18 protein-coding genes are annotated in these 17,647 nt (G+C 29.4%); 10 read left to right on the top strand and 8 right to left on the bottom strand.

What is annotated here, in order from left to right; genetic code table 11:
* The first annotated feature begins 1 nt into the window (after position 1).
* The 4 genes from L8T82_RS06660 (at position 2) to pyk (ending at position 3,865) form a co-directional block, all read left to right on the top strand.
* Positions 2-334 carry a hypothetical protein gene (locus tag L8T82_RS06660; RefSeq protein WP_263659799.1) on the top strand — a complete coding sequence of 111 codons (333 nt, stop codon included), beginning with the start codon at positions 2-4 and terminating at the stop codon, positions 332-334.
* Entirely contained in the window at positions 321-944 is a 624-nt protein-coding gene (locus L8T82_RS06655) for a type III pantothenate kinase (protein ID WP_133319858.1), read from the top strand. Before L8T82_RS06660 ends, L8T82_RS06655 begins: the two co-directional genes overlap by 14 nt.
* 110 nt (positions 945-1,054) lie before the next feature.
* Entirely contained in the window at positions 1,055-2,401 is a 1,347-nt protein-coding gene (locus L8T82_RS06650; RefSeq protein WP_263726157.1) for an FAD-dependent oxidoreductase, read from the top strand.
* A 12-nt stretch (positions 2,402-2,413) separates the two neighbouring features.
* Complete coding sequence (pyk, locus tag L8T82_RS06645) at positions 2,414-3,865, top strand: pyruvate kinase (RefSeq protein WP_263726156.1); 1,452 nt, start codon at positions 2,414-2,416, stop codon at positions 3,863-3,865.
* Between the two features lie 7 nt (positions 3,866-3,872).
* Here the strand turns inward: pyk and gmhA are convergent, their stop codons facing one another.
* From gmhA to L8T82_RS06625, 4 genes are read right to left on the bottom strand one after another with little or no spacing between them, the layout of a single operon-like run.
* Positions 3,873-4,433: a D-sedoheptulose 7-phosphate isomerase gene (gmhA, locus tag L8T82_RS06640; RefSeq protein WP_263726155.1), complete on the bottom strand. Its 561-nt coding sequence runs from the start codon at positions 4,431-4,433 to the stop codon at positions 3,873-3,875.
* Positions 4,423-5,796 (bottom strand): D-glycero-beta-D-manno-heptose-7-phosphate kinase, encoded by a 1,374-nt coding sequence (gene rfaE1 / locus L8T82_RS06635; protein WP_263726154.1) that lies wholly within the window; start codon positions 5,794-5,796, stop codon positions 4,423-4,425. The genes gmhA and rfaE1 overlap by 11 nt, the downstream gene beginning before the upstream one ends.
* Positions 5,789-6,742 (bottom strand): ADP-glyceromanno-heptose 6-epimerase, encoded by a 954-nt coding sequence (gene rfaD, locus L8T82_RS06630; protein WP_263666816.1) that lies wholly within the window; start codon positions 6,740-6,742, stop codon positions 5,789-5,791. Before rfaD ends, rfaE1 begins: the two co-directional genes overlap by 8 nt.
* The gene (locus L8T82_RS06625) at positions 6,739-7,254 is read right to left on the bottom strand and encodes a D-glycero-alpha-D-manno-heptose-1,7-bisphosphate 7-phosphatase (protein WP_263726153.1); all 516 of its coding nucleotides are present in this window, start codon (positions 7,252-7,254) and stop codon (positions 6,739-6,741) included. The genes rfaD and L8T82_RS06625 overlap by 4 nt, the downstream gene beginning before the upstream one ends.
* A 129-nt stretch (positions 7,255-7,383) precedes the next feature.
* Between L8T82_RS06625 and L8T82_RS06620 the strand changes: the two genes are divergently transcribed.
* On the top strand, positions 7,384-7,689 hold the full coding sequence (locus L8T82_RS06620; RefSeq protein WP_133319851.1) for a c-type cytochrome: 306 nt from the start codon (positions 7,384-7,386) through the stop codon (positions 7,687-7,689).
* A gap of 11 nt (positions 7,690-7,700) precedes the next feature.
* On the opposite strand, the gene L8T82_RS06615 is transcribed toward L8T82_RS06620, so the two are convergent.
* Together L8T82_RS06615 and L8T82_RS06610 are read right to left on the bottom strand one after the other, a co-directional pair.
* Positions 7,701-7,916: a cbb3-type cytochrome oxidase assembly protein gene (locus L8T82_RS06615; protein ID WP_263665894.1), complete on the bottom strand. Its 216-nt coding sequence runs from the start codon at positions 7,914-7,916 to the stop codon at positions 7,701-7,703.
* Positions 7,913-10,258, bottom strand: a complete 2,346-nt coding sequence (locus L8T82_RS06610; RefSeq protein ID WP_263726152.1) for a heavy metal translocating P-type ATPase — start codon at positions 10,256-10,258, stop codon at positions 7,913-7,915. The genes L8T82_RS06615 and L8T82_RS06610 overlap by 4 nt, the downstream gene beginning before the upstream one ends.
* Before the next feature lie 181 nt (positions 10,259-10,439).
* Between L8T82_RS06610 and rho the strand changes: the two genes are divergently transcribed.
* Both rho and L8T82_RS06600 read left to right on the top strand, forming a co-directional pair.
* The gene (gene rho / locus L8T82_RS06605) at positions 10,440-11,744 is read left to right on the top strand and encodes a transcription termination factor Rho (RefSeq protein WP_039617780.1); all 1,305 of its coding nucleotides are present in this window, start codon (positions 10,440-10,442) and stop codon (positions 11,742-11,744) included.
* Positions 11,745-11,746: 2 nt separating this feature from the next.
* Positions 11,747-13,282: a DNA polymerase III subunit gamma/tau gene (locus L8T82_RS06600; RefSeq protein WP_263665896.1), complete on the top strand. Its 1,536-nt coding sequence runs from the start codon at positions 11,747-11,749 to the stop codon at positions 13,280-13,282.
* Here L8T82_RS06600 and L8T82_RS06595 read toward each other — a convergent pair.
* Positions 13,279-15,369 carry a TonB-dependent receptor domain-containing protein gene (locus tag L8T82_RS06595; protein WP_263726151.1) on the bottom strand — a complete coding sequence of 697 codons (2,091 nt, stop codon included), beginning with the start codon at positions 15,367-15,369 and terminating at the stop codon, positions 13,279-13,281. The two genes, L8T82_RS06600 and L8T82_RS06595, sit on opposite strands and share 4 nt — an antisense overlap.
* A gap of 158 nt (positions 15,370-15,527) precedes the next feature.
* Between L8T82_RS06595 and exbB the strand changes: the two genes are divergently transcribed.
* Genes exbB through L8T82_RS06580 form a run of 3 tightly spaced genes read left to right on the top strand, consistent with a single transcriptional unit; the run spans position 15,528 to position 16,991 of the window.
* A complete protein-coding gene (gene exbB / locus L8T82_RS06590; RefSeq protein WP_133319846.1) occupies positions 15,528-15,959 on the top strand; it encodes a TonB-system energizer ExbB in 432 nt (143 codons plus the stop codon).
* Positions 15,952-16,341, top strand: coding sequence for a TonB system transport protein ExbD (gene exbD, locus L8T82_RS06585; protein WP_220567154.1), 390 nt, complete (start codon positions 15,952-15,954; stop codon positions 16,339-16,341). Before exbB ends, exbD begins: the two co-directional genes overlap by 8 nt.
* Positions 16,338-16,991 carry an energy transducer TonB gene (locus L8T82_RS06580; RefSeq protein WP_263726150.1) on the top strand — a complete coding sequence of 218 codons (654 nt, stop codon included), beginning with the start codon at positions 16,338-16,340 and terminating at the stop codon, positions 16,989-16,991. The genes exbD and L8T82_RS06580 overlap by 4 nt, the downstream gene beginning before the upstream one ends.
* Positions 16,992-17,001: 10 nt before the next feature.
* Here the strand turns inward: L8T82_RS06580 and L8T82_RS06575 are convergent, their stop codons facing one another.
* Entirely contained in the window at positions 17,002-17,454 is a 453-nt protein-coding gene (locus L8T82_RS06575; protein ID WP_263726149.1) for a DUF411 domain-containing protein, read from the bottom strand.
* Between the last annotated feature and the right edge of the window lie 193 nt (positions 17,455-17,647).

Raw genomic sequence — 17,647 nt, 5'->3', positions numbered from 1 at the left:
AATGAATCAAGAACTAAGCGATATTCTTATTAAGCATGGAATTATTTTAAAAAATATTAATTCTTTGGATATCCATGCTTTTAGCAAAAAGAAAAAACTAATTTGCTTTTATGGAGAAAATACAAAAAAACAATATTGTTTATTTTTATTTTCTTTTGCAAAAAGTAAGATTTTAAAAAAAGAGGGTTTAGAATTTGAAAATATTTTTCAAAATATAAGTCAAATTTTAAATTTAAAATTTAAAAATCATTTTATTTTTCATCAATCTCTAATTTGCTCAAAAGCAAAAGAATATTTATTCACCAAAGGAATTCAAAGTTATGCTTTTGTGTGATATTGGTAATACAACTGCAAGTTTTTTAAATGAGCAAAAATTTCATTCTATGAGCATAGAACAATTTTTACAGTATGAGCCGACACAAAAAGTGTTTTACATCAATGTTAATCCAAATTTAGAGCAAAGATTAAAGCAAAATCCTTTATTTATTAACCTTGCTCCATATTTTAATTTTGATACTATTTATAAGAATTTAGGAGTTGATAGAATAGCAGCTTGCTATACCATAGAAGATGGGGTAGTAGTTGATGCAGGCTCTGCAATAACTGTTGATATTGTTTCAAATTCAATCCATCTTGGAGGATTTATCCTGCCTGGTATTGAAAGCTATAAAAAATCTTTTGCCAGTATTTCTTCTCGCTTAAAACACGAACTTAACACTCAAATAAACTTTGATGCCTTTCCCCAAAGAACTATTGATGCTTTAAGTTATGGAGTTTTTAAAAGTATATATTTACTTATAAAAGATAGTGCATATGATAAAAAGTTATATTTTACAGGTGGCGATGGGCAATTTCTTGCAAATTTTTTTGATTATGCAATTTATGATAAATTTTTGATTTTTAGAGGTATGAAAAAAGCTGTTTGTGAAAATTTTATACTTTAAAAGATTAACCATATCTTTGGCTTTTCAATTATAAGCTTTATTTAAACTCAAAACAACTATATTTTGATATTATTAGCAAAATCAAACATACACAAAAGGAATTGATGATAATGGATCGAAAACACTTTGATGCCGTGGTAATTGGTGGTGGGATTTCTGGTGCTGCAGCATTTTACGAATTAGCAAGATATACTGATATTAAAAGTATTGCATTATTAGAAAAATACAATAACGCTGCAACATTAAATAGTCACAGCACAAGTAATTCACAAACCATCCACTGTGGTGATATAGAAACTAACTATACCTTGGAAAAAGCAAAAAAAGTTAAAAAAACAGCAGATATGATTGTAAAATATGGGCTCTTGCAAAATGCACAAAATAAATTCATGTATTCACACCAAAAACTTGCACTTGCAGTTGGGGAAAAAGAATGTGAATATATGAAAAATAGATATGAAGAATTTAAAGAATTATATCCTTATATTAAATTTTACACAAAAAATGAAATCAAACAAATAGAACCAAATGTTATTTTAGGTGAAGATGGTGTCAATGATAGGGCGGATAATATAGTAGCTATGGGTGTAGAAGAAGGTGAAATTTATACCACAGTAGATTTTGGACTTATGAGTCAAAATCTCATAGAGCAAGCTTGCAAACAAGGTAAAGATACTCATGTTGCTTACAATCAAGAAGTTGTGTTTATAGAAAAAAAAGATGATATTTTTTATATAAAAACAAGAGATTTTAAAGAATATAGTGCGAAATCTATTATTGTCAATGCAGGCGCACACTCGTTATTTTTAGCACATAAAATGGGTATAGGTTTAGACAAATCTTGCTTTCCTGTTGCAGGAAGTTTTTACATGGCAAAAAGAAAAATTTTAAATGGTAAGGTTTATATGGTGCAAAATCCAAAACTCCCATTTGCTGCATTACATGGCGATCCTGATTTACTAGCTAACATGAACACCCGTTTTGGTCCTACTGCTTTAGTTATTCCTATGCTAGAAAGATACCATGGCTTTAAATCTTTACCTGAATTTTTCAAAACACTTAATCTTGATATGAATGTAATTAAAATTTGTTTTAATCTTTTTAAAGATTCTACTATCAGAAATTATATTCTTTATAATTATTTATTTGAAATTCCTTATATCAACAAAAAACTTTTTGTAAAAGATGCTAAAAAAATAGTTCCTAGTTTAAAAACAGATGATATTTACTATGCTAAAAACTTTGGCGGGGTACGCCCTCAAGTGCTTGATAAAAAAGCAGGAGAATTAATGCTTGGAGAGGCTAGCATCACTGAAATTCCAGGTATAATTTTTAATATGACACCAAGCCCAGGTGCTACGAGTTGTCTTGGTAATGGTTATAGAGATGCAAAACTTATTTGTCAATACTTGGGTGCTAATTTTAATGAAGATTTATTTACTAGCGAACTGCTATAAAAAGGATAGGAAATGTTAAAAAAAACAAAAATAGTCGCAACAATTGGACCAGCAAGTGAAAATGAAACTACAATAAGACAAATGATTATTAATGGAGTGAATGTTTTTCGCTTAAATTTCTCACATGGAACTCATGAATATCATAGTCAAAACCTAGCCACCATTAGAAAAGTAGCAGCTGAACTTAATACAAGGATTGGAATTTTACAAGATATTAGCGGGCCAAAAATTAGAACCTTAAAAATTCCAGAAGCTTTTGAGCTAAAAAGTGGAGATAGACTAGACTTCTACAAAGATACTTTTGAAGGCGAAAAACTTTCTAATGAACATTATAAAGTCTGTATTAATCATCCCGAAATTCTTTCTATGCTAAAAGTGGGAGAATACATCTATCTTTGTGATGGCTCTATTAAAACTAAAGTTATACAAGTTGAAAAAGATTTTATCCAAACCCAAGTAGAAAATAGCGGGGTGTTTAGTTCAAATAAAGGAATTAACTTTCCAAATACAAAAATCAATATCGATGTTATAACTCAAAAAGATAAAGACGATCTTGCATGGGGTATTAAAAACGATGTTGATTTTTTAGCTATATCTTTTGTGCAAAATGCTCATGATATTGATGAAGTTAAAAAAATACTTGATGAAAATAATGCCAAAATTGCTATTTTTGCAAAAATAGAAAAATTTGATGCTGTTGAAAATATCGATGAAATTATAAATAGCAGCGATGGTATAATGGTAGCAAGAGGAGATTTAGGCATTGAAGTGCCTTATTATAGAGTGCCAAATATACAAAAACTCATCATTAAAAAAGCTAATGAGGCTAATAAGCCTGTAATCACTGCTACTCAAATGCTTTTTTCGCTTGCAAAATCAAAAACTGCCACAAGAGCTGAAATTTCAGATGTTGCTAATGCTGTACTTGATGGCACTGATGCGGTTATGCTTAGCGAAGAAAGTGCAGTGGGGATTGATCCGGCAAATGCGGTTGATATTATGACTCAAACCATTATAGAAACAGAAAAAAACTATCCTTATGAAAAATTTGAAAATTTTAAATGTTTTAACGAAACTGATATCATTGCCAAATCAAGCACACAACTAGCAACTGATTTAAATGCAAATGCAATTTTTACCATTACAAGCAGTGGTGCTTCTGCAGTTAAAACAGCAAGGTATCGTCCAAAAATGGATATCATAGCTATTACTCATTCTAAAAAAGCTTTAAATTTTTTAAGTATAGTTTGGGGAGTTCAACCTGCTATATTGATAGAAAAGCATGAAAATTTAACAGAACTTTTAAGCAATTCTGTAAAACTTGGAGTTGAAAAAGGCCTTATGAAAAAAGATGGGGTTTATACCCTTACTGCAGGATTTCCAGTAGGTGTTGCAGGAAGTACAAATTTAATTAGAATTTTACAAAAAGATCAAATTGAATATTATTTAAGTTTGGGAAAATAACCCAAACTTAATATTCTTCTTCTATCAAATCACATAAGCAGTGTATGATTAAAATATGCATTTCTTGAATTCTGGCCGTATCATCACTTGGGATGATTATATTATGCTCACATAATGCATTCATCGCTCCACCACCTTTTCCACTAAGCCCTATACATTTAGTGCCAATTTCTTTGGCCTTTTCAAAAGCTTTGATCACATTTGGGCTTTTTCCACTAGTAGAAATTCCAATCAATACATCATTATTGCTAGCTAAAGCTTCAACTTGTCTTGAAAAAACAAATTCAAAACCATAGTCATTTCCTATAGCACTTAAAGCAGAAGTATCAGTGCTTAGAGCAATAGCAGCTAAAGCCTTTCTTTCTTTTTTATATCTTCCACTAAGTTCAGCTGCAAAATGTTGGCTATCTGCAGCACTTCCACCATTTCCACAAATTAAAATTTTCCCACCACTTTTCAAGCACACTTTTAATTCTTGAGCAACCGTAGCAATTTGCTCTTTTAAATTCAAACTTTGCTCTAAAGTTTTTTGATGTTGAATAAATTCCTTTTCAATTTTATTTATCATTTGCAATCCTATTAATTATATTAGTAGTACTAAATCCATCTTCAAAGTCAATTAATTCTACTTTTTTTACTAAATTTGAACCCACTATTTCTTTGCCTTTATAATCAGCTCCTTTAACTAGCACATCAGGCTTTAAAAACTCTATCAGTTCATAAGGAGTATCATCATTAAAAATCACTACATAATCTACAAAATACATACTCGCAAGCATACATGCGCGTTGGAATTCTAAATTTATAGGTCTTGAGTTTCCTTTTAGTCTTTTTACGCTTTCATCTGAATTTAAACCTACAACTAAGATATCTCCTAGTTTTTTAGCTTTTTCAAGGTATTTTATATGACCATAATGCACAATATCAAAACATCCATTGGTAAAAACTACTTTTTGATTTTGTATCAACTTCACAAGCTCTTCTTTGCTTTTAATTTTATCTTCAAAAGAAGCTTTTTTTAGATTTTTAATCTCTTCTAAACTTACACTCACACTTCCTACTTTTGCTACCACAACAGCTGCTGCATCATTTGCTAACTCACATGCTTTTACAATATCAACTTTTAAGGCTAAAGCATAAGCAAGCATAGCTATAACACTATCTCCAGCTCCTGTTACATCATAAACTTCCAAAGCTTTTGCGGGAATAATATGTAATTTTTCATCAAAAAGTGCTATTCCTTCTTCGGATAAAGTTATAATAGAATAAGCTAAATTCAAATTATCTTTTAATTTTTTTAAAGCTTTTTCCAAATTATCAATTTTTTCTACACCCAAAGCTTGAATAGCTTCTTTTTTATTTGGGGTTAGTAAGGTTGCATTTTGATATTTGCTAAAATCACTTCCTTTTGGGTCAATCAAAATAGGTAAATTTAAAGTATTTGCATGCTCTATCAAAGCTTTTGTTACTTTTGAAGTTAAAACTCCTTTAGCATAATCGCTCAAAATAATTGCATCATAATCTTTTGCGATTGTTTTATACTCTTGGATAATTTCATCTTCTAATTTAGTATCAAAATCATTCTCATCATCAAGTCTTAAAACTTGCTGAGAATGTGATAAAACTCTACTCTTAAGAGGGGTTTTTCTATCTTTTTCTACTAATAATTTTGCATTTAAATTCTCTTTTAAAAACCTCCCACTCTCATCATCACCCACAAGCCCTAGAGCAAAAACCTCAGCACCAAGACTTTTTAAATTTGCATATACATTACCAGCTCCACCTAGTCTTTTATCTTCTTTTTGTGATTTCATCACCATTACAGGAGCTTCTGGAGAAATTCTAGTGCAATCACACCATATATAATGATCCACCATAAAATCCCCGACAATTAAAATTTTTGGCTTTTTAGAACTTAAAAAATCAAACATTTACTTCCTTTTCATAAAGCCTTTTGATCTCATCTAAATAATCTTTTACACCCTCTTCAAGACTAAATTTAGCTTTATATGAAAAACTCTCATCTAATTTTGCTTGAGTATGGAATTGATAAGCATTTTTGTAAGGATTAGGAATATACTCACAAGGATAATTAGTGTTTAATTCTTTTTGCAAAATATCTACTATATCTTGAAAAGTTCTTGCTTTACCCGTAGCTACATTATAAATTCCACTTTTTGCTTCTAAAGCTTGTAAATTTGCACTCACAACATCTTTAATATACACAAAATCACGATAAATTTGATCACTTCCTTCAAACAAACGCGGACTTTTACCCGCTAAAATTTGATGTCCAAATTGCAAAATCATAGAAGCAGTGCTATTTTTAAAAAATTCTCCCTTGCCATATACATTAAAATATCTAAGCCCAACTATATGCATTTTATCAAAATATTTTTTTGCTAATTTATCCATCATTAATTTTGAAAATGCATAAGGGTTTTTAGGGGCTTCACTTAAATTTACAGTTTGCGGGCTTGGAGCATCTCCATAAACTGAGGCTGAACTTGCATAGATTAGTTTTGCATTAAGTTCTAAAGCAAGTTCTATAAAATCTTTAAAAGTGTTTAAATTGGTCTTTAAAACTTTGTTTTGATCATAAACAGTTGTATCTGAAATTGCAGCCTTATGAAAGATCACATCAGGTTTAAAAGCTTTTATAACTTTTAAAGTTTTTTCATCATTAATATCGCCCACATAAAGCTCACCTTCAAAATCTAAAATATTCTTAAAATGACCAAAACTTTCTAAATTTCCATTTTCAAAAGTAGCACTTGATCGCATTTTATCCACAATCAAAACCTCATGTTTATCCTGAAGTTCTAGAGCAAGAGCAGAGCCTATAAAACCTGCTCCACCTGTTATCACAATTTTCATTGCCTATCCTTTAAATAATACAAAAGTTCTTTTAAATTTTTAAAGACCTTATAGTTTTTATCATCATTATAATTTTCATTAATCAAAAATAAATTTTTTATACTAGCATTAACTCCAGCTTGCATGTCACTTAAATTATCTCCTATAAAAAAAGATTGTGAAAAATCTATATAAAATTCTTTTTGTGCTTTTAAAAGCATGCCAGGTTTTGGCTTACGACATTCACAATTTTCTAAATGTGGGCAGTGATAAATTTTTTCTATTTTAATGCCTTTTTTCAAAAACTCACCTAGCATATACGAGCTTAAAATTTCAAAATCTTTTTCACTATAATAAGCCCTTGCAATACCTGATTGATTAGTAGCTACAAAAATTAAAAAATTTTGCTTTTGAAAAAATTCACAAAGTTCAAAAATACCATCACAAAATTCAAAATCACTAATCTTATGAACATATTTTTTATCTATATTAATAATCCCATCTCTATCTAAAAATAACGCCTTTGTTTTCATGAAAAAATTATAATGAATTTTTTTTAAGATTTTATAATTTATCAAGTAAAAAAGTTTTTTAAGCGACTTTAAATAAAAAAAGCATATAATTAAAAACATTTTATTTTCAATTTATATAGGAGTGATACAATGAAAAAGCTACTTGTTTTATCAGCTTTGGCATGTCTTAGTGTTTCAGCTTTTGCTGCGGATGGTGCTACACTTTATAAAAAATGTGCAGTATGTCATGGTGCTAAAGCAGATAAAGTTTATCTTAACAAAGTTCCTGCTTTAAATACTTTAACTGCAGCTGAAAGATTACAATACATGAAAGATTATGCAGCAGGTAAAAGAAATGCTTATGGCCAAGGTGCAATCATGAAGATTAACCTTAAAGGTTTAACAGAAGCAGATTTTAAAGCAATTGAAGAATACATCGAGAGCTTAAAAAAATAATTTGACAGCCTTTATGGCTGTTTTTCTTGATTTTTCTTTTCCAAAGCTTCTTTTTTTCTTTTTTCCAAAATCGCTGCATCATTTAAAGCTTCTTCGCTATCATTTAAAATAGTAAATTTATAATCATCGTCAAATTGCTTATTTTTGATCCCCCAAAGTAAAGCACAAATTGCCAAAAATAAAGCAACCATAGAAACACCTATCATCATCATTAAAACACCATTCATTTTTTAATCCTTAAAGCATTTAAAATCACTATTATACTACTAAAAGACATCGATAAAGCTGCAATTAAAGGATTAATCAAACCAAAAAAAGCTAAAGGCATGCTCAAGGCATTATAAAATAAAGAAAAAGCTAAATTTTGTTTAATAATTTGATAAGTTTTTTTAGCTATTTGTATAGCCTTTTGCAAGCTTTTTAAGTCGTTTTTTAACAATATAATATCACTATTTTCCATAGCAAGCTCAGAACCTTCTTTTAAAGAAACTCCAACACCTGCATAAGAAAGTGCTAAAGCATCATTTACTCCATCTCCTACCATTAAAACTTTACCTATTTGATTTAACCTAGCTATTGTTTGCATCTTATCTTCTGGCATACATGAAGCTTTGAAATTATTTATTTTTAATTTTTCAGCCACCTTACTTACAGCATTTAAATTATCGCCACTTAATATATAAATTTGCATTTTACATTCTTTCATAAATTCAATCAACTCTTCAGAGCTTTCTCTCATGCTATCTTCTAATTCAAAAACTGCTAATATAGTTTTATTTTTAGCAAATATAAAATGCGTAGTTTGAAATTCTTGTACTTGCATATGATTTTCTTTGAAAAATTTCTCATTCCCTCCCAAAAATTCATCTTTGTCTAAAAAGGCTTTATAGCCTCTTGCTTGAAAATTTTGAACTTTTTCAAATTCTATTCTACTATCTATTTTTCTATCTAAAAATTTTAAAATACTTTTAGCCACTGGGTGGTTAGTTAAATGTAAGAAATTTAATAATTCATTTTTATCCAACCTTTCATCTAAAAAGCTTTTTTTAACTTCCAAACTAGCCTTTGTTAAAACCCCTGTTTTATCAAATACAGTCACATTACACTTGCTCAAATCCTCCACAACACCTGCTTCTTTAAATAAAATTTTTTCCTTCAAACCAGCACTAATTGCTACTAAAGAACTCACCGGTGTAGCTAAAGCCAAAGCGCATGGACAAGCTATGATTAGCACAGAAACCATGCGTATCATGGCTTCTTCAAAACCTAAATTTAGTACAAAAAAAGTAAAAACAAAACACAACAAAGCACAAATTAAAATAATAGGCGAAAAATACTTACTTACTTGCTGTACCATTTTTTCTATTTTGGCTTTTTTAGCACTTGAATTTTCAAGTAAATTAATAATCCTAGCTAATTTAGAATCCTTATAAAGCGCATTTGCCTTATATAAAGCATTCCCGCTTAAAACTAAAGAAGCAGAATAAATCATATCATCTTTTTGCACATCAAGTGGTAAGCTCTCTCCGTTTAAACTAGACATATCTAAACTAATATTACCGCTAATACACACTCCATCTATTAAAACCCTATCGCCTTCTTTTAACTCTATAACATCTCCTATTTGCACCTCTTCTATATCAATATTTTCTATTTTTTCATTTTTTAATACCCTTACTTCATCACCTAAAAACGATCTCAAATGATCGAGCGTATCAAGGGCTTTTTTCTTACTTAAAAGCTCTAAATACTTTCCTATAAAAACAAAACAAATAATCATCGCCACAGAGTCAAAATATACCTGTGAAGCTCTTGAAAACATTGCCCACACTGAATATATATAAGCTAAACTTGCTCCACTAATTACCAAAGTATCCATATTAACATTTTTAAATTTCAAAGCATAATAGGCATTTTTATAAAAAATCGAGCCTGTGTAAAAAAGTACAGGAGTGCAAAGTAAAAATTCAGCAAAATGTAAAATATCTTTAATATCAGCTTCCATACCACTAAAAAACCCAGCATATTTAGCTACAGATATCCACATAATATTCATTACGCAAGCTATAGCAACTATTAATTTCGCATAAAAATCTCTTTTGGTTTGAGTTGCTCTTTGTTCATTTTTTGTAGGTAAATACACACTAGCTTTATAGCCTATGCTTTCTATATTTTGGATAATTTTTGCTAAATTTATGCTTTTTTCATCAAAAACAATTCTAGCTTTATGGGTAATAGAATTAATATCAACCTCTATCACTCCTTCGCTTTTAATGAGAATTTTTTCATTAAGCCAAACACAGGCTACACAATGAATTTCTTCTATCAGTAAAAAAACCTCGCTAAAGCCTTCTTTTGTTTTTTGTATGTATTTTTCATAGTCTTTAATACTATATTCTATTGTTACTGGGGTTAAAGTTTGATTACCAAGTTTTTCATAAAATTCCTCCAAATTATTCTCTTGTAAAATTTCATATACACTTTCACAGCCTTTACAACAAAAATAATTTCCATTTTTTTCTATCATTTGTTCTTGTTTAAAGCTTAATTGGCAATGCTTACATCTCATTTTATACTTTCTTTATAAGTTTTTACAATATTTTATCATTTTTTCAAACTTTCAATTTTAAAAATTATTTACAAAGCTATATTATAATTTCCAAAATTTGACAAAAAAGTATTTTTTTTAATAAAATCTTTTTTGAATAAACTAAAACAAAAACTACATTTTCTACATTTTATGAGGATATATGGAAAATACAAAAGAAAAGAAACAACACCAAAGAACACACATTCCTGTTGAAGGTTATAAAATAGAAGATTTAAAGTTGCTTGATTTAGAAAGCTTAGTAAAAATAGCAAATGAAGCAGAAATAGAAAATCCAAGAGAATTTAGAAGACAAGATCTTATTTTTGAAATTCTAAAAGCACAAACCAAAAAAGGTGGCTTTATACTCTTTACAGGAATTTTAGAAATTTCGCCTGAAGGTTATGGATTCTTGCGTGGAATGGACTCAAATTTAAGCGATAGTGTAAATGATGCTTATGTATCAAACTCACAAATTCGCAAATTTGCTCTGCGTGTAGGAGATATAGTTACTGGTCAAGTTAGAGAGCCAAAAGATCAAGAAAAATACTATGCTTTATTAAAAATTGAAGCAATCAACTATCTTCCATTAAAAGAAGCTAGAGAAAGACCTTTATTTGACAATCTTACTCCAATTTTTCCAACTGAAAAAATCAAATTAGAATATGATCCTTTAAAATTAACAGGTAGAATGCTTGATCTGTTTGCTCCTATTGGAAAAGGTCAAAGAAGCTTAATAGTAGCACCTCCAAGAACTGGTAAAACTGAGTTAATGAAAGAACTAGCTACCGCTATTGCTAAAAATCATCCGGAGGCTCATTTGATTGTACTTTTAGTAGATGAGCGTCCTGAAGAAGTTACAGATATGCAAAGATGTGTTAAAGGCGAGGTTTTTAGCTCTACTTTTGACTTACCTGCCTATAATCATGTTAGAGTGGCTGAACTTGTTATAGAAAAAGCAAAAAGGATGGTAGAAACAGGTAAAGATGTCATTATATTACTTGATTCTATTACAAGATTAGCAAGAGCTTATAATACTGCCACACCAAGCAGTGGTAAAGTTTTAAGTGGCGGGGTTGATGCAAATGCCTTGCATAAGCCAAAGCGCTTTTTTGGTGCAGCTAGAAATATAGAACATGGTGGCTCATTAACCATCATAGCAACTGCTTTGATAGAAACAGGCTCAAGAATGGATGAAGTGATTTTTGAAGAATTTAAAGGAACAGGAAATAGCGAAATCGTTCTTGATAGAAATATTTCAGACAGAAGAATTTACCCTGCAATTAACATCATAAAATCAGGCACTAGAAAAGAAGAATTACTCCAAGGTGTTGAAAAACTTCAAAAAATTTGGGCAATTAGATCAGCTATTTCACAAATGGATGATATAGAAGCTTTAAAATTCTTATACTCTAAAATGCTAAAAACCAAAAGCAATGAAGAGTTGTTATCCATCATGAATGAGTAGTAATGCTCCAAGCTCTTGCTGTTAAATACAGACCAAAAAATTTCAATGAGCTTGTAGGGCAAAATACTGTTTCTACAAGCTTAAAATATGCTCTTGAAAATAATCGCTTAGCACATGCTTATTTATTTTCAGGATTACGCGGAAGTGGAAAAACTTCAAGTGCAAGAATTTTTTCAAGAGCCCTAGTATGTGAAAAAGGACCAAGTGCTAACCCTTGTGGAGAATGTTCTCAATGCTTATCTTCACTCAGTGGCTCTAATATAGACATTATAGAAATGGATGCTGCAAGCCATAGAAGCTTAGAAGACATTCAAGAGCTTATCGAGCAAGTTAAATACGCTCCATCTTTAGCTAGGTTTAAAATTTTTATTATCGATGAAGTGCATATGCTTACCCCACAAGCAGCAAATGCCTTGCTTAAAACCTTGGAAGAACCACCAAGCTATGTAAAATTTATACTAGCAACAACTGACCCTTTAAAACTTCCTGCTACGGTTCTTTCAAGAACGCAGCATTTTAGATTTAAGCAAATTTCTATTCACGATATCTTAAATCATCTTGAGTGGATTTTAGAAAAAGAAAATATCAATTATGAAAAAGAAGCTTTAAAACTCATAGCAAGAAGTGGAAACGGTTCTTTAAGAGATACTCTAACTTTATTAGATCAAGCCATAGTATATTGTCAAAATCATATACAAACACAAAAAATTACTGCGATGCTAGGCTTTTTAGATCCATCTAAAATTGAAGAATTTTATCAAGCCATTTTAGCTAGCGATAAAGATAAAGTTCTTGAGTTTTTAAAAGAATTTGAAGATTACGAGGCAAGCAATGTCATTGATGAGATGATATTTTTTTTAAAAGAAGCATTTTTTGCCAAAAACAATCTTTTTTCTATGTTAATTTACGAAAGATTTTTTAGAATTCTTTCGCGTGCTAAGACTATGTTAAATTCTAGCGATGATGATAGTTTTGTACTTTGTGTTATGGCTTTCATGCTTATAGAAGCAACTTATCTAAAAAGTATTGATGAGGCTATTTACAGTAAAAGTCCAAAACAAGATAACACACCAAGCCCAAAACAACAAGAAATTCTTTCTACACAAACAATTAAAGAAGAAAAACTTAATCCTTATGAAAGTTTGTTAAAAGCTATTTACAAAAGAGATTATGATTTAGCTGAAGTTTTCAAAAAAACTACGCAGTTTATTTCTTTTGAAGATGATATTTTAAGTATTAGCTCACATGCTAAAGATGATGATAGAAAAACCCTAAACAATGGCTTTAAATTAATCAAAGTCTTGCTTCATGAGCTTTTTGGAGAAAAAACACAAATTAAAATTCAAAAAATAGAAACTATAGATACCCAAAAATTACAAGATATATTCAAAACTCCTATAAAACAAGAAATAAAAAGTACTCCGAATTTAAATGAACATTTTGAAAATTTTAAAAAAGATGCTAAAAAATACGATCCTAAAGACGAAACCAAAGAAGCTCTCAATAAGCTCTTTGGCTCCCCAACTATACAAAATTAAAAACTGCCGTTGATTGAAATATAAATTCTTCTTCCTTCTTCTATGCGATTATAAGTATTTACCCAAGTATCCTCACCTTTGTTTTTATAAGACTCCCAATCATTTGTAAAACTTTTATCAAAAAGATTATAAATTGCCGCATTAATATTCCATTTTTTATTGATATCATAACGCACACCCATAGAAGCTAAAAAGACATCTTGATAATACTCTCTATTAATATTTGTATCACCCATATAACGATCTATTTGCCATTCGCCTTTTATCCATGGAGTGAATTTGCTAAAGATATTATAACTTGCTTTTAACATGATATTATGTTTTAGACTATCAATTTCTGGTTTTCCTATCATAGTTTTATCTTGCGCATCTTTAATTTCACTATCAAGATAAGTATAAGCTAAATCTAAATTTAAATGCTCTACAGGAGTAATCCCGGCTCCAAGTTCTATGCCTCTATACTCAACCTTGCCATGATTAATCGCCTGATAGCATGTATCAGCTTCACATTTTCCAATACCCAAAATCATATTGCTATTACTAAATTTTTGACTAGAAATTTTATCTTTAAAATTTGTTAAAAAGCCAGTTGCTGAAATATAAAACAAATCATTATTATAAACAGCGGCTAGTTCATAATTAAGCGATGTTTCTTCTTTTAAATTCGGATTTCCATACATAGGGTACTTACCTTGTCCACTATAATTATAAGCACCAGCTATCAATCTATTAGCATATGGAGTTCTAAAGCCTGTTGAAACACCGCCTTTTAAAGTAAGCTCACTAGTGGGATTATAAACCAAATAAGCTCTTGGAGAAATATTATTTCCAAAAATTTCATGATGATTATACCTCGCGCCAAAAGTAAATCTCAAATCATCTCTTATGCTATATTCATCTTCTGCAAAAAAAGCTAATAAATATTGATCAAAATTCGTAGGATTAGCGATTTTATCTTGCATTTTTTCAAGTCTATACTCACCACCCACGCTTAAAATATGACTTTGGCCTAAAGGAATAACTGATCTTGTATCTACAATAATATCTTCAGCAACTATATCTCTATTTTGCCCTAAAAATGGCTGATTTGCTTGGCCAACTACCTCACGCCCATCGTTACTTACACGGTTATACTGCAAGGTAGAAGTAATTGAAAAATCTTCGTACACACCCTCATGACTTAGATAAGTTACCAACTTATCTACTTGCATGGTATCTGTATAACCACCTGTTAAAGCCCCATTATTACCAGATGGTTTAGTCAGTGTTCCTAGTTGTCCTTTTTTATTATCATAATGATTTCTTGAAAAATCAATATCAAATATCAAAGTATTATAATCATCTACTAAATAATTTAACCGAGTTCCTAAATTAAAATTATTAGCTTTTGTAGGACTTTGAGCCTGATCACCTTGCACTCTTTGTCCACTCCCATTACTAAATTCAACATTAGATTGCTCTCTATAAAATTCTCTAAAACGCAAAGTAAGTCCCAAACGATCATTCATCAATGGGCCACTAGAATATATACTTGCGCCATAAGTATTACCCCATTCTTTATGTGCATTAAAAATACTATCCAAACTAAATGATGTTTCCCACTCGTTACTTACTTTTTTTGTGATGATATTTACAACACCACCCAAAGCTTCAGAACCATATAAAGTGCTCATTGGCCCTTTTATTACTTCTATTCTTTCTATACTAGAAATTGGTGGTAAGAATGAATTTGAAATTTCATTAAAACCATTAGGTCCTACTTCTCCACCTATTCCTTGACGACGCCCATCAATCAAAACTAAAGTATATCCAGTAATACCTCTCATGGTAATATTATAAGAGCCTGTTTTTCCTTTACTAGCAAATAAATCTACACCAGGAATATCAGCAATAGCTTCAGCAACATCTCTATAAGGCTTACTCTCTAAATCTTTTTTACCAATCACATTTATAGTAGCAGGAGCTTCTTTAATATCTTGAGAAAATCCCGAAGCACTCACTATAGAACTATCTAATAAAACTTCTTGTGATAAAGCATTACAGACCAAAAGACTAGCAACACAAACTGACAAGCAATAATTTTTCATTATTTCCTTTCTTAAATAAACAAAATTTTCAAAGTTGGAATATTATGATAATAATTATTAATTTAAAATAAATTTATTATATCAATTATGATAATTGTTATTAATAAATAATTTAATTTTCAGTAATATAATCACAAAAATTTTTAAAGCGAGGATGTATGGAATTTTTAAAAACTTATATTGACTTAATTATATTTATTGTTTTAGGGTTAATGGCATTTATTGCTATATGGTGCACTATAGAACGCATCTTATTTTTTAGAAAAATTAAACTAAATGATTATCAATGCCAAGAAAAATTTGATGATGCAATTAGTGAAAATATCACCATGCTTTATATTATTTACACTAACGCTCCTTATGTAGGACTTTTAGGAACTGTAGTAGGGATTATGATTACATTTTACGACATGGGAGCAAGTGGAAATATTGATGTAAAATCTATTGTTATTGGCTTATCGCTGGCTTTAAAGGCTACTGCTTTGGGAATTTTAGTTGCCATCCCTTCTTTGATGGCTTATAATGGGTTGCTTAGAAAAATATCAACTTTGAGTAATGCATATCGTATTTTTAAGGATAAAAATGCTTAAATTACCAAAAAATGAAAGTTTAAATATTATTCCTTTTATAGATATAATGCTTGTTTTACTAGCCATTGTTTTAAGTATATCCACTTTTATCGCACATGGTGAAATCAAAATCAATCTACCTCAAAGTGAAAATTCAAATTCCATAAGTGAAAATAAAGACAAAATAAGCATCTTAATCGATAAAGAAAATAAATTTTATATCGATGGAAAAACAGTTTCCATAGAAGAAATAAAAGAAAAATTTGACACTATAAATTCTAAAACCTTAGTAGAGTTAAAAAGCGATAAAGAAGCAAAATTTGAAAGCTTTGTAAAAATTATTGATATTTTAAAAAATAAAAATCATGAAAATTTTCAAATTTTAACAGAGCAAAAAAGATGAAGACTTTTATAAGTAATCATAAAAATCAATCATTTTTCATTACTTTATTTATCTTTTTACCTTTACTTTTTGTTTTTCTTTATACTAAGAATTTTTTACATATACAACATAACACTACAAAGGAAGAAAAATTTAATATAGCTGTAAAACAATTTTTACAAGATTCTCCTAAAGTAAAAAACGAACAATCTAAACAAGAAAAAATAAAAAAAATAGAACAAGTAAAAGAAAAACCTATCGTTCAACCTAAAAAAATAAATACTTCAACCGATACTAAAGCAACAAATCGATTAAAAGAGGAAATAAAATCTCAAAAAATAACATCTCAAGAAAAAAACATCCTGATAAATTCTCAAGAAAGTATATCTTTAACTAATAACAATGAACTTTTAAAAGAAGTTAAGCAAGCTATAGATAAAGCTTTAATTTATCCTAGGCAAGCTCGAAAAATGCGGATGAGTGGTGAAATTTTAGTAGAATTCACATGGACTAAGGATAAAAGCTTATTAAACTTAAAAATATTAAAACCATCAAAATATAAACTATTAAATGATAGTGCCTTAGAAACTATACGCATAGCATCTAAGAATTTTCCACAATATGAAAAAACTTTTCATATAAGAATACCTTTAATATACAAAATAAACTAAGCAATTTTACTTAGTTTATTTTGATTAAATTATGTCCTTTATAGATCCCATAAATTTTATAATCTCCATTTTTAAGCATCAAAACTACAGGATATTCTTCTTCATAACCTTGTTCCATTCCAGGACTTCCTTGAGGCATACCAGGAGCAGAAATACCTATAACATCCTCAGGTTTATTTTCCAAAAGCCAAGCAACTGCATCTTCAGGAACATGCCCTTCTATAGCATAGTCATCAATCACGCCAGTATGACAGCTTTGATACATAAGCTGAATATTCATTTTTTCTTTTATTTTTAAAAAATCTTCACTTTTGTGTATTTGTACTTTATAGCCTTTATCTTTCATATAATTAGCCCAAAGATCGCAACATCCACAAGTGGGACTTTCGTAAATATTTAATATTTTTTCATTAGCCAATAAGCTTGTAAAACCAAGCGTTAAAGTTAAAAATAATTTTTTCATATATCCTCCAAAAATAAAAAAGATACAATACATTATAAAAATTAATATTTTATATCAAAAACCAAAAATATCAACTATGGTTAATTAAAAATATTAAATTAAAGTATTACTACTAAATAAAATTTCTAAATAACTTTTCTGATTTTCTACCACTTAACAAGTACTATAACCTTCTTTTTATTTTGTAAACTAA

This window comes from Campylobacter sp. IFREMER_LSEM_CL292, from assembly GCF_025771615.1.
Lineage (GTDB): Bacteria > Campylobacterota > Campylobacteria > Campylobacterales > Campylobacteraceae > Campylobacter_D > Campylobacter_D lari_D.
Note: the sequence above shows the minus strand (reverse complement) of the source record. Positions and strands in the feature narration are given on the sequence as shown.

Bases quoted from the DNA above. Each gene is read 5' to 3' on its own strand.
- L8T82_RS06660 (WP_263659799.1), top strand. From the start codon at position 2: ATGAATCAAGAACTAAGCGATATTCTTATTAAGCATGGAATTATTTTA.
- L8T82_RS06655 (WP_133319858.1), top strand. From the start codon at position 321: ATGCTTTTGTGTGATATTGGTAATACAACTGCAAGTTTTTTAAATGAG.
- L8T82_RS06650 (WP_263726157.1), top strand. From the start codon at position 1,055: ATGGATCGAAAACACTTTGATGCCGTGGTAATTGGTGGTGGGATTTCT.
- pyk (WP_263726156.1), top strand. From the start codon at position 2,414: ATGTTAAAAAAAACAAAAATAGTCGCAACAATTGGACCAGCAAGTGAA.
- gmhA (WP_263726155.1), bottom strand. From the start codon at position 4,433: ATGATAAATAAAATTGAAAAGGAATTTATTCAACATCAAAAAACTTTA.
- rfaE1 (WP_263726154.1), bottom strand. From the start codon at position 5,796: ATGTTTGATTTTTTAAGTTCTAAAAAGCCAAAAATTTTAATTGTCGGG.
- rfaD (WP_263666816.1), bottom strand. From the start codon at position 6,742: ATGAAAATTGTGATAACAGGTGGAGCAGGTTTTATAGGCTCTGCTCTT.
- L8T82_RS06625 (WP_263726153.1), bottom strand. From the start codon at position 7,254: ATGAAAACAAAGGCGTTATTTTTAGATAGAGATGGGATTATTAATATA.
- L8T82_RS06620 (WP_133319851.1), top strand. From the start codon at position 7,384: ATGAAAAAGCTACTTGTTTTATCAGCTTTGGCATGTCTTAGTGTTTCA.
- L8T82_RS06615 (WP_263665894.1), bottom strand. From the start codon at position 7,916: ATGAATGGTGTTTTAATGATGATGATAGGTGTTTCTATGGTTGCTTTA.
- L8T82_RS06610 (WP_263726152.1), bottom strand. From the start codon at position 10,258: ATGAGATGTAAGCATTGCCAATTAAGCTTTAAACAAGAACAAATGATA.
- rho (WP_039617780.1), top strand. From the start codon at position 10,440: ATGGAAAATACAAAAGAAAAGAAACAACACCAAAGAACACACATTCCT.
- L8T82_RS06600 (WP_263665896.1), top strand. From the start codon at position 11,747: ATGCTCCAAGCTCTTGCTGTTAAATACAGACCAAAAAATTTCAATGAG.
- L8T82_RS06595 (WP_263726151.1), bottom strand. From the start codon at position 15,369: ATGAAAAATTATTGCTTGTCAGTTTGTGTTGCTAGTCTTTTGGTCTGT.
- exbB (WP_133319846.1), top strand. From the start codon at position 15,528: ATGGAATTTTTAAAAACTTATATTGACTTAATTATATTTATTGTTTTA.
- exbD (WP_220567154.1), top strand. From the start codon at position 15,952: ATGCTTAAATTACCAAAAAATGAAAGTTTAAATATTATTCCTTTTATA.
- L8T82_RS06580 (WP_263726150.1), top strand. From the start codon at position 16,338: ATGAAGACTTTTATAAGTAATCATAAAAATCAATCATTTTTCATTACT.
- L8T82_RS06575 (WP_263726149.1), bottom strand. From the start codon at position 17,454: ATGAAAAAATTATTTTTAACTTTAACGCTTGGTTTTACAAGCTTATTG.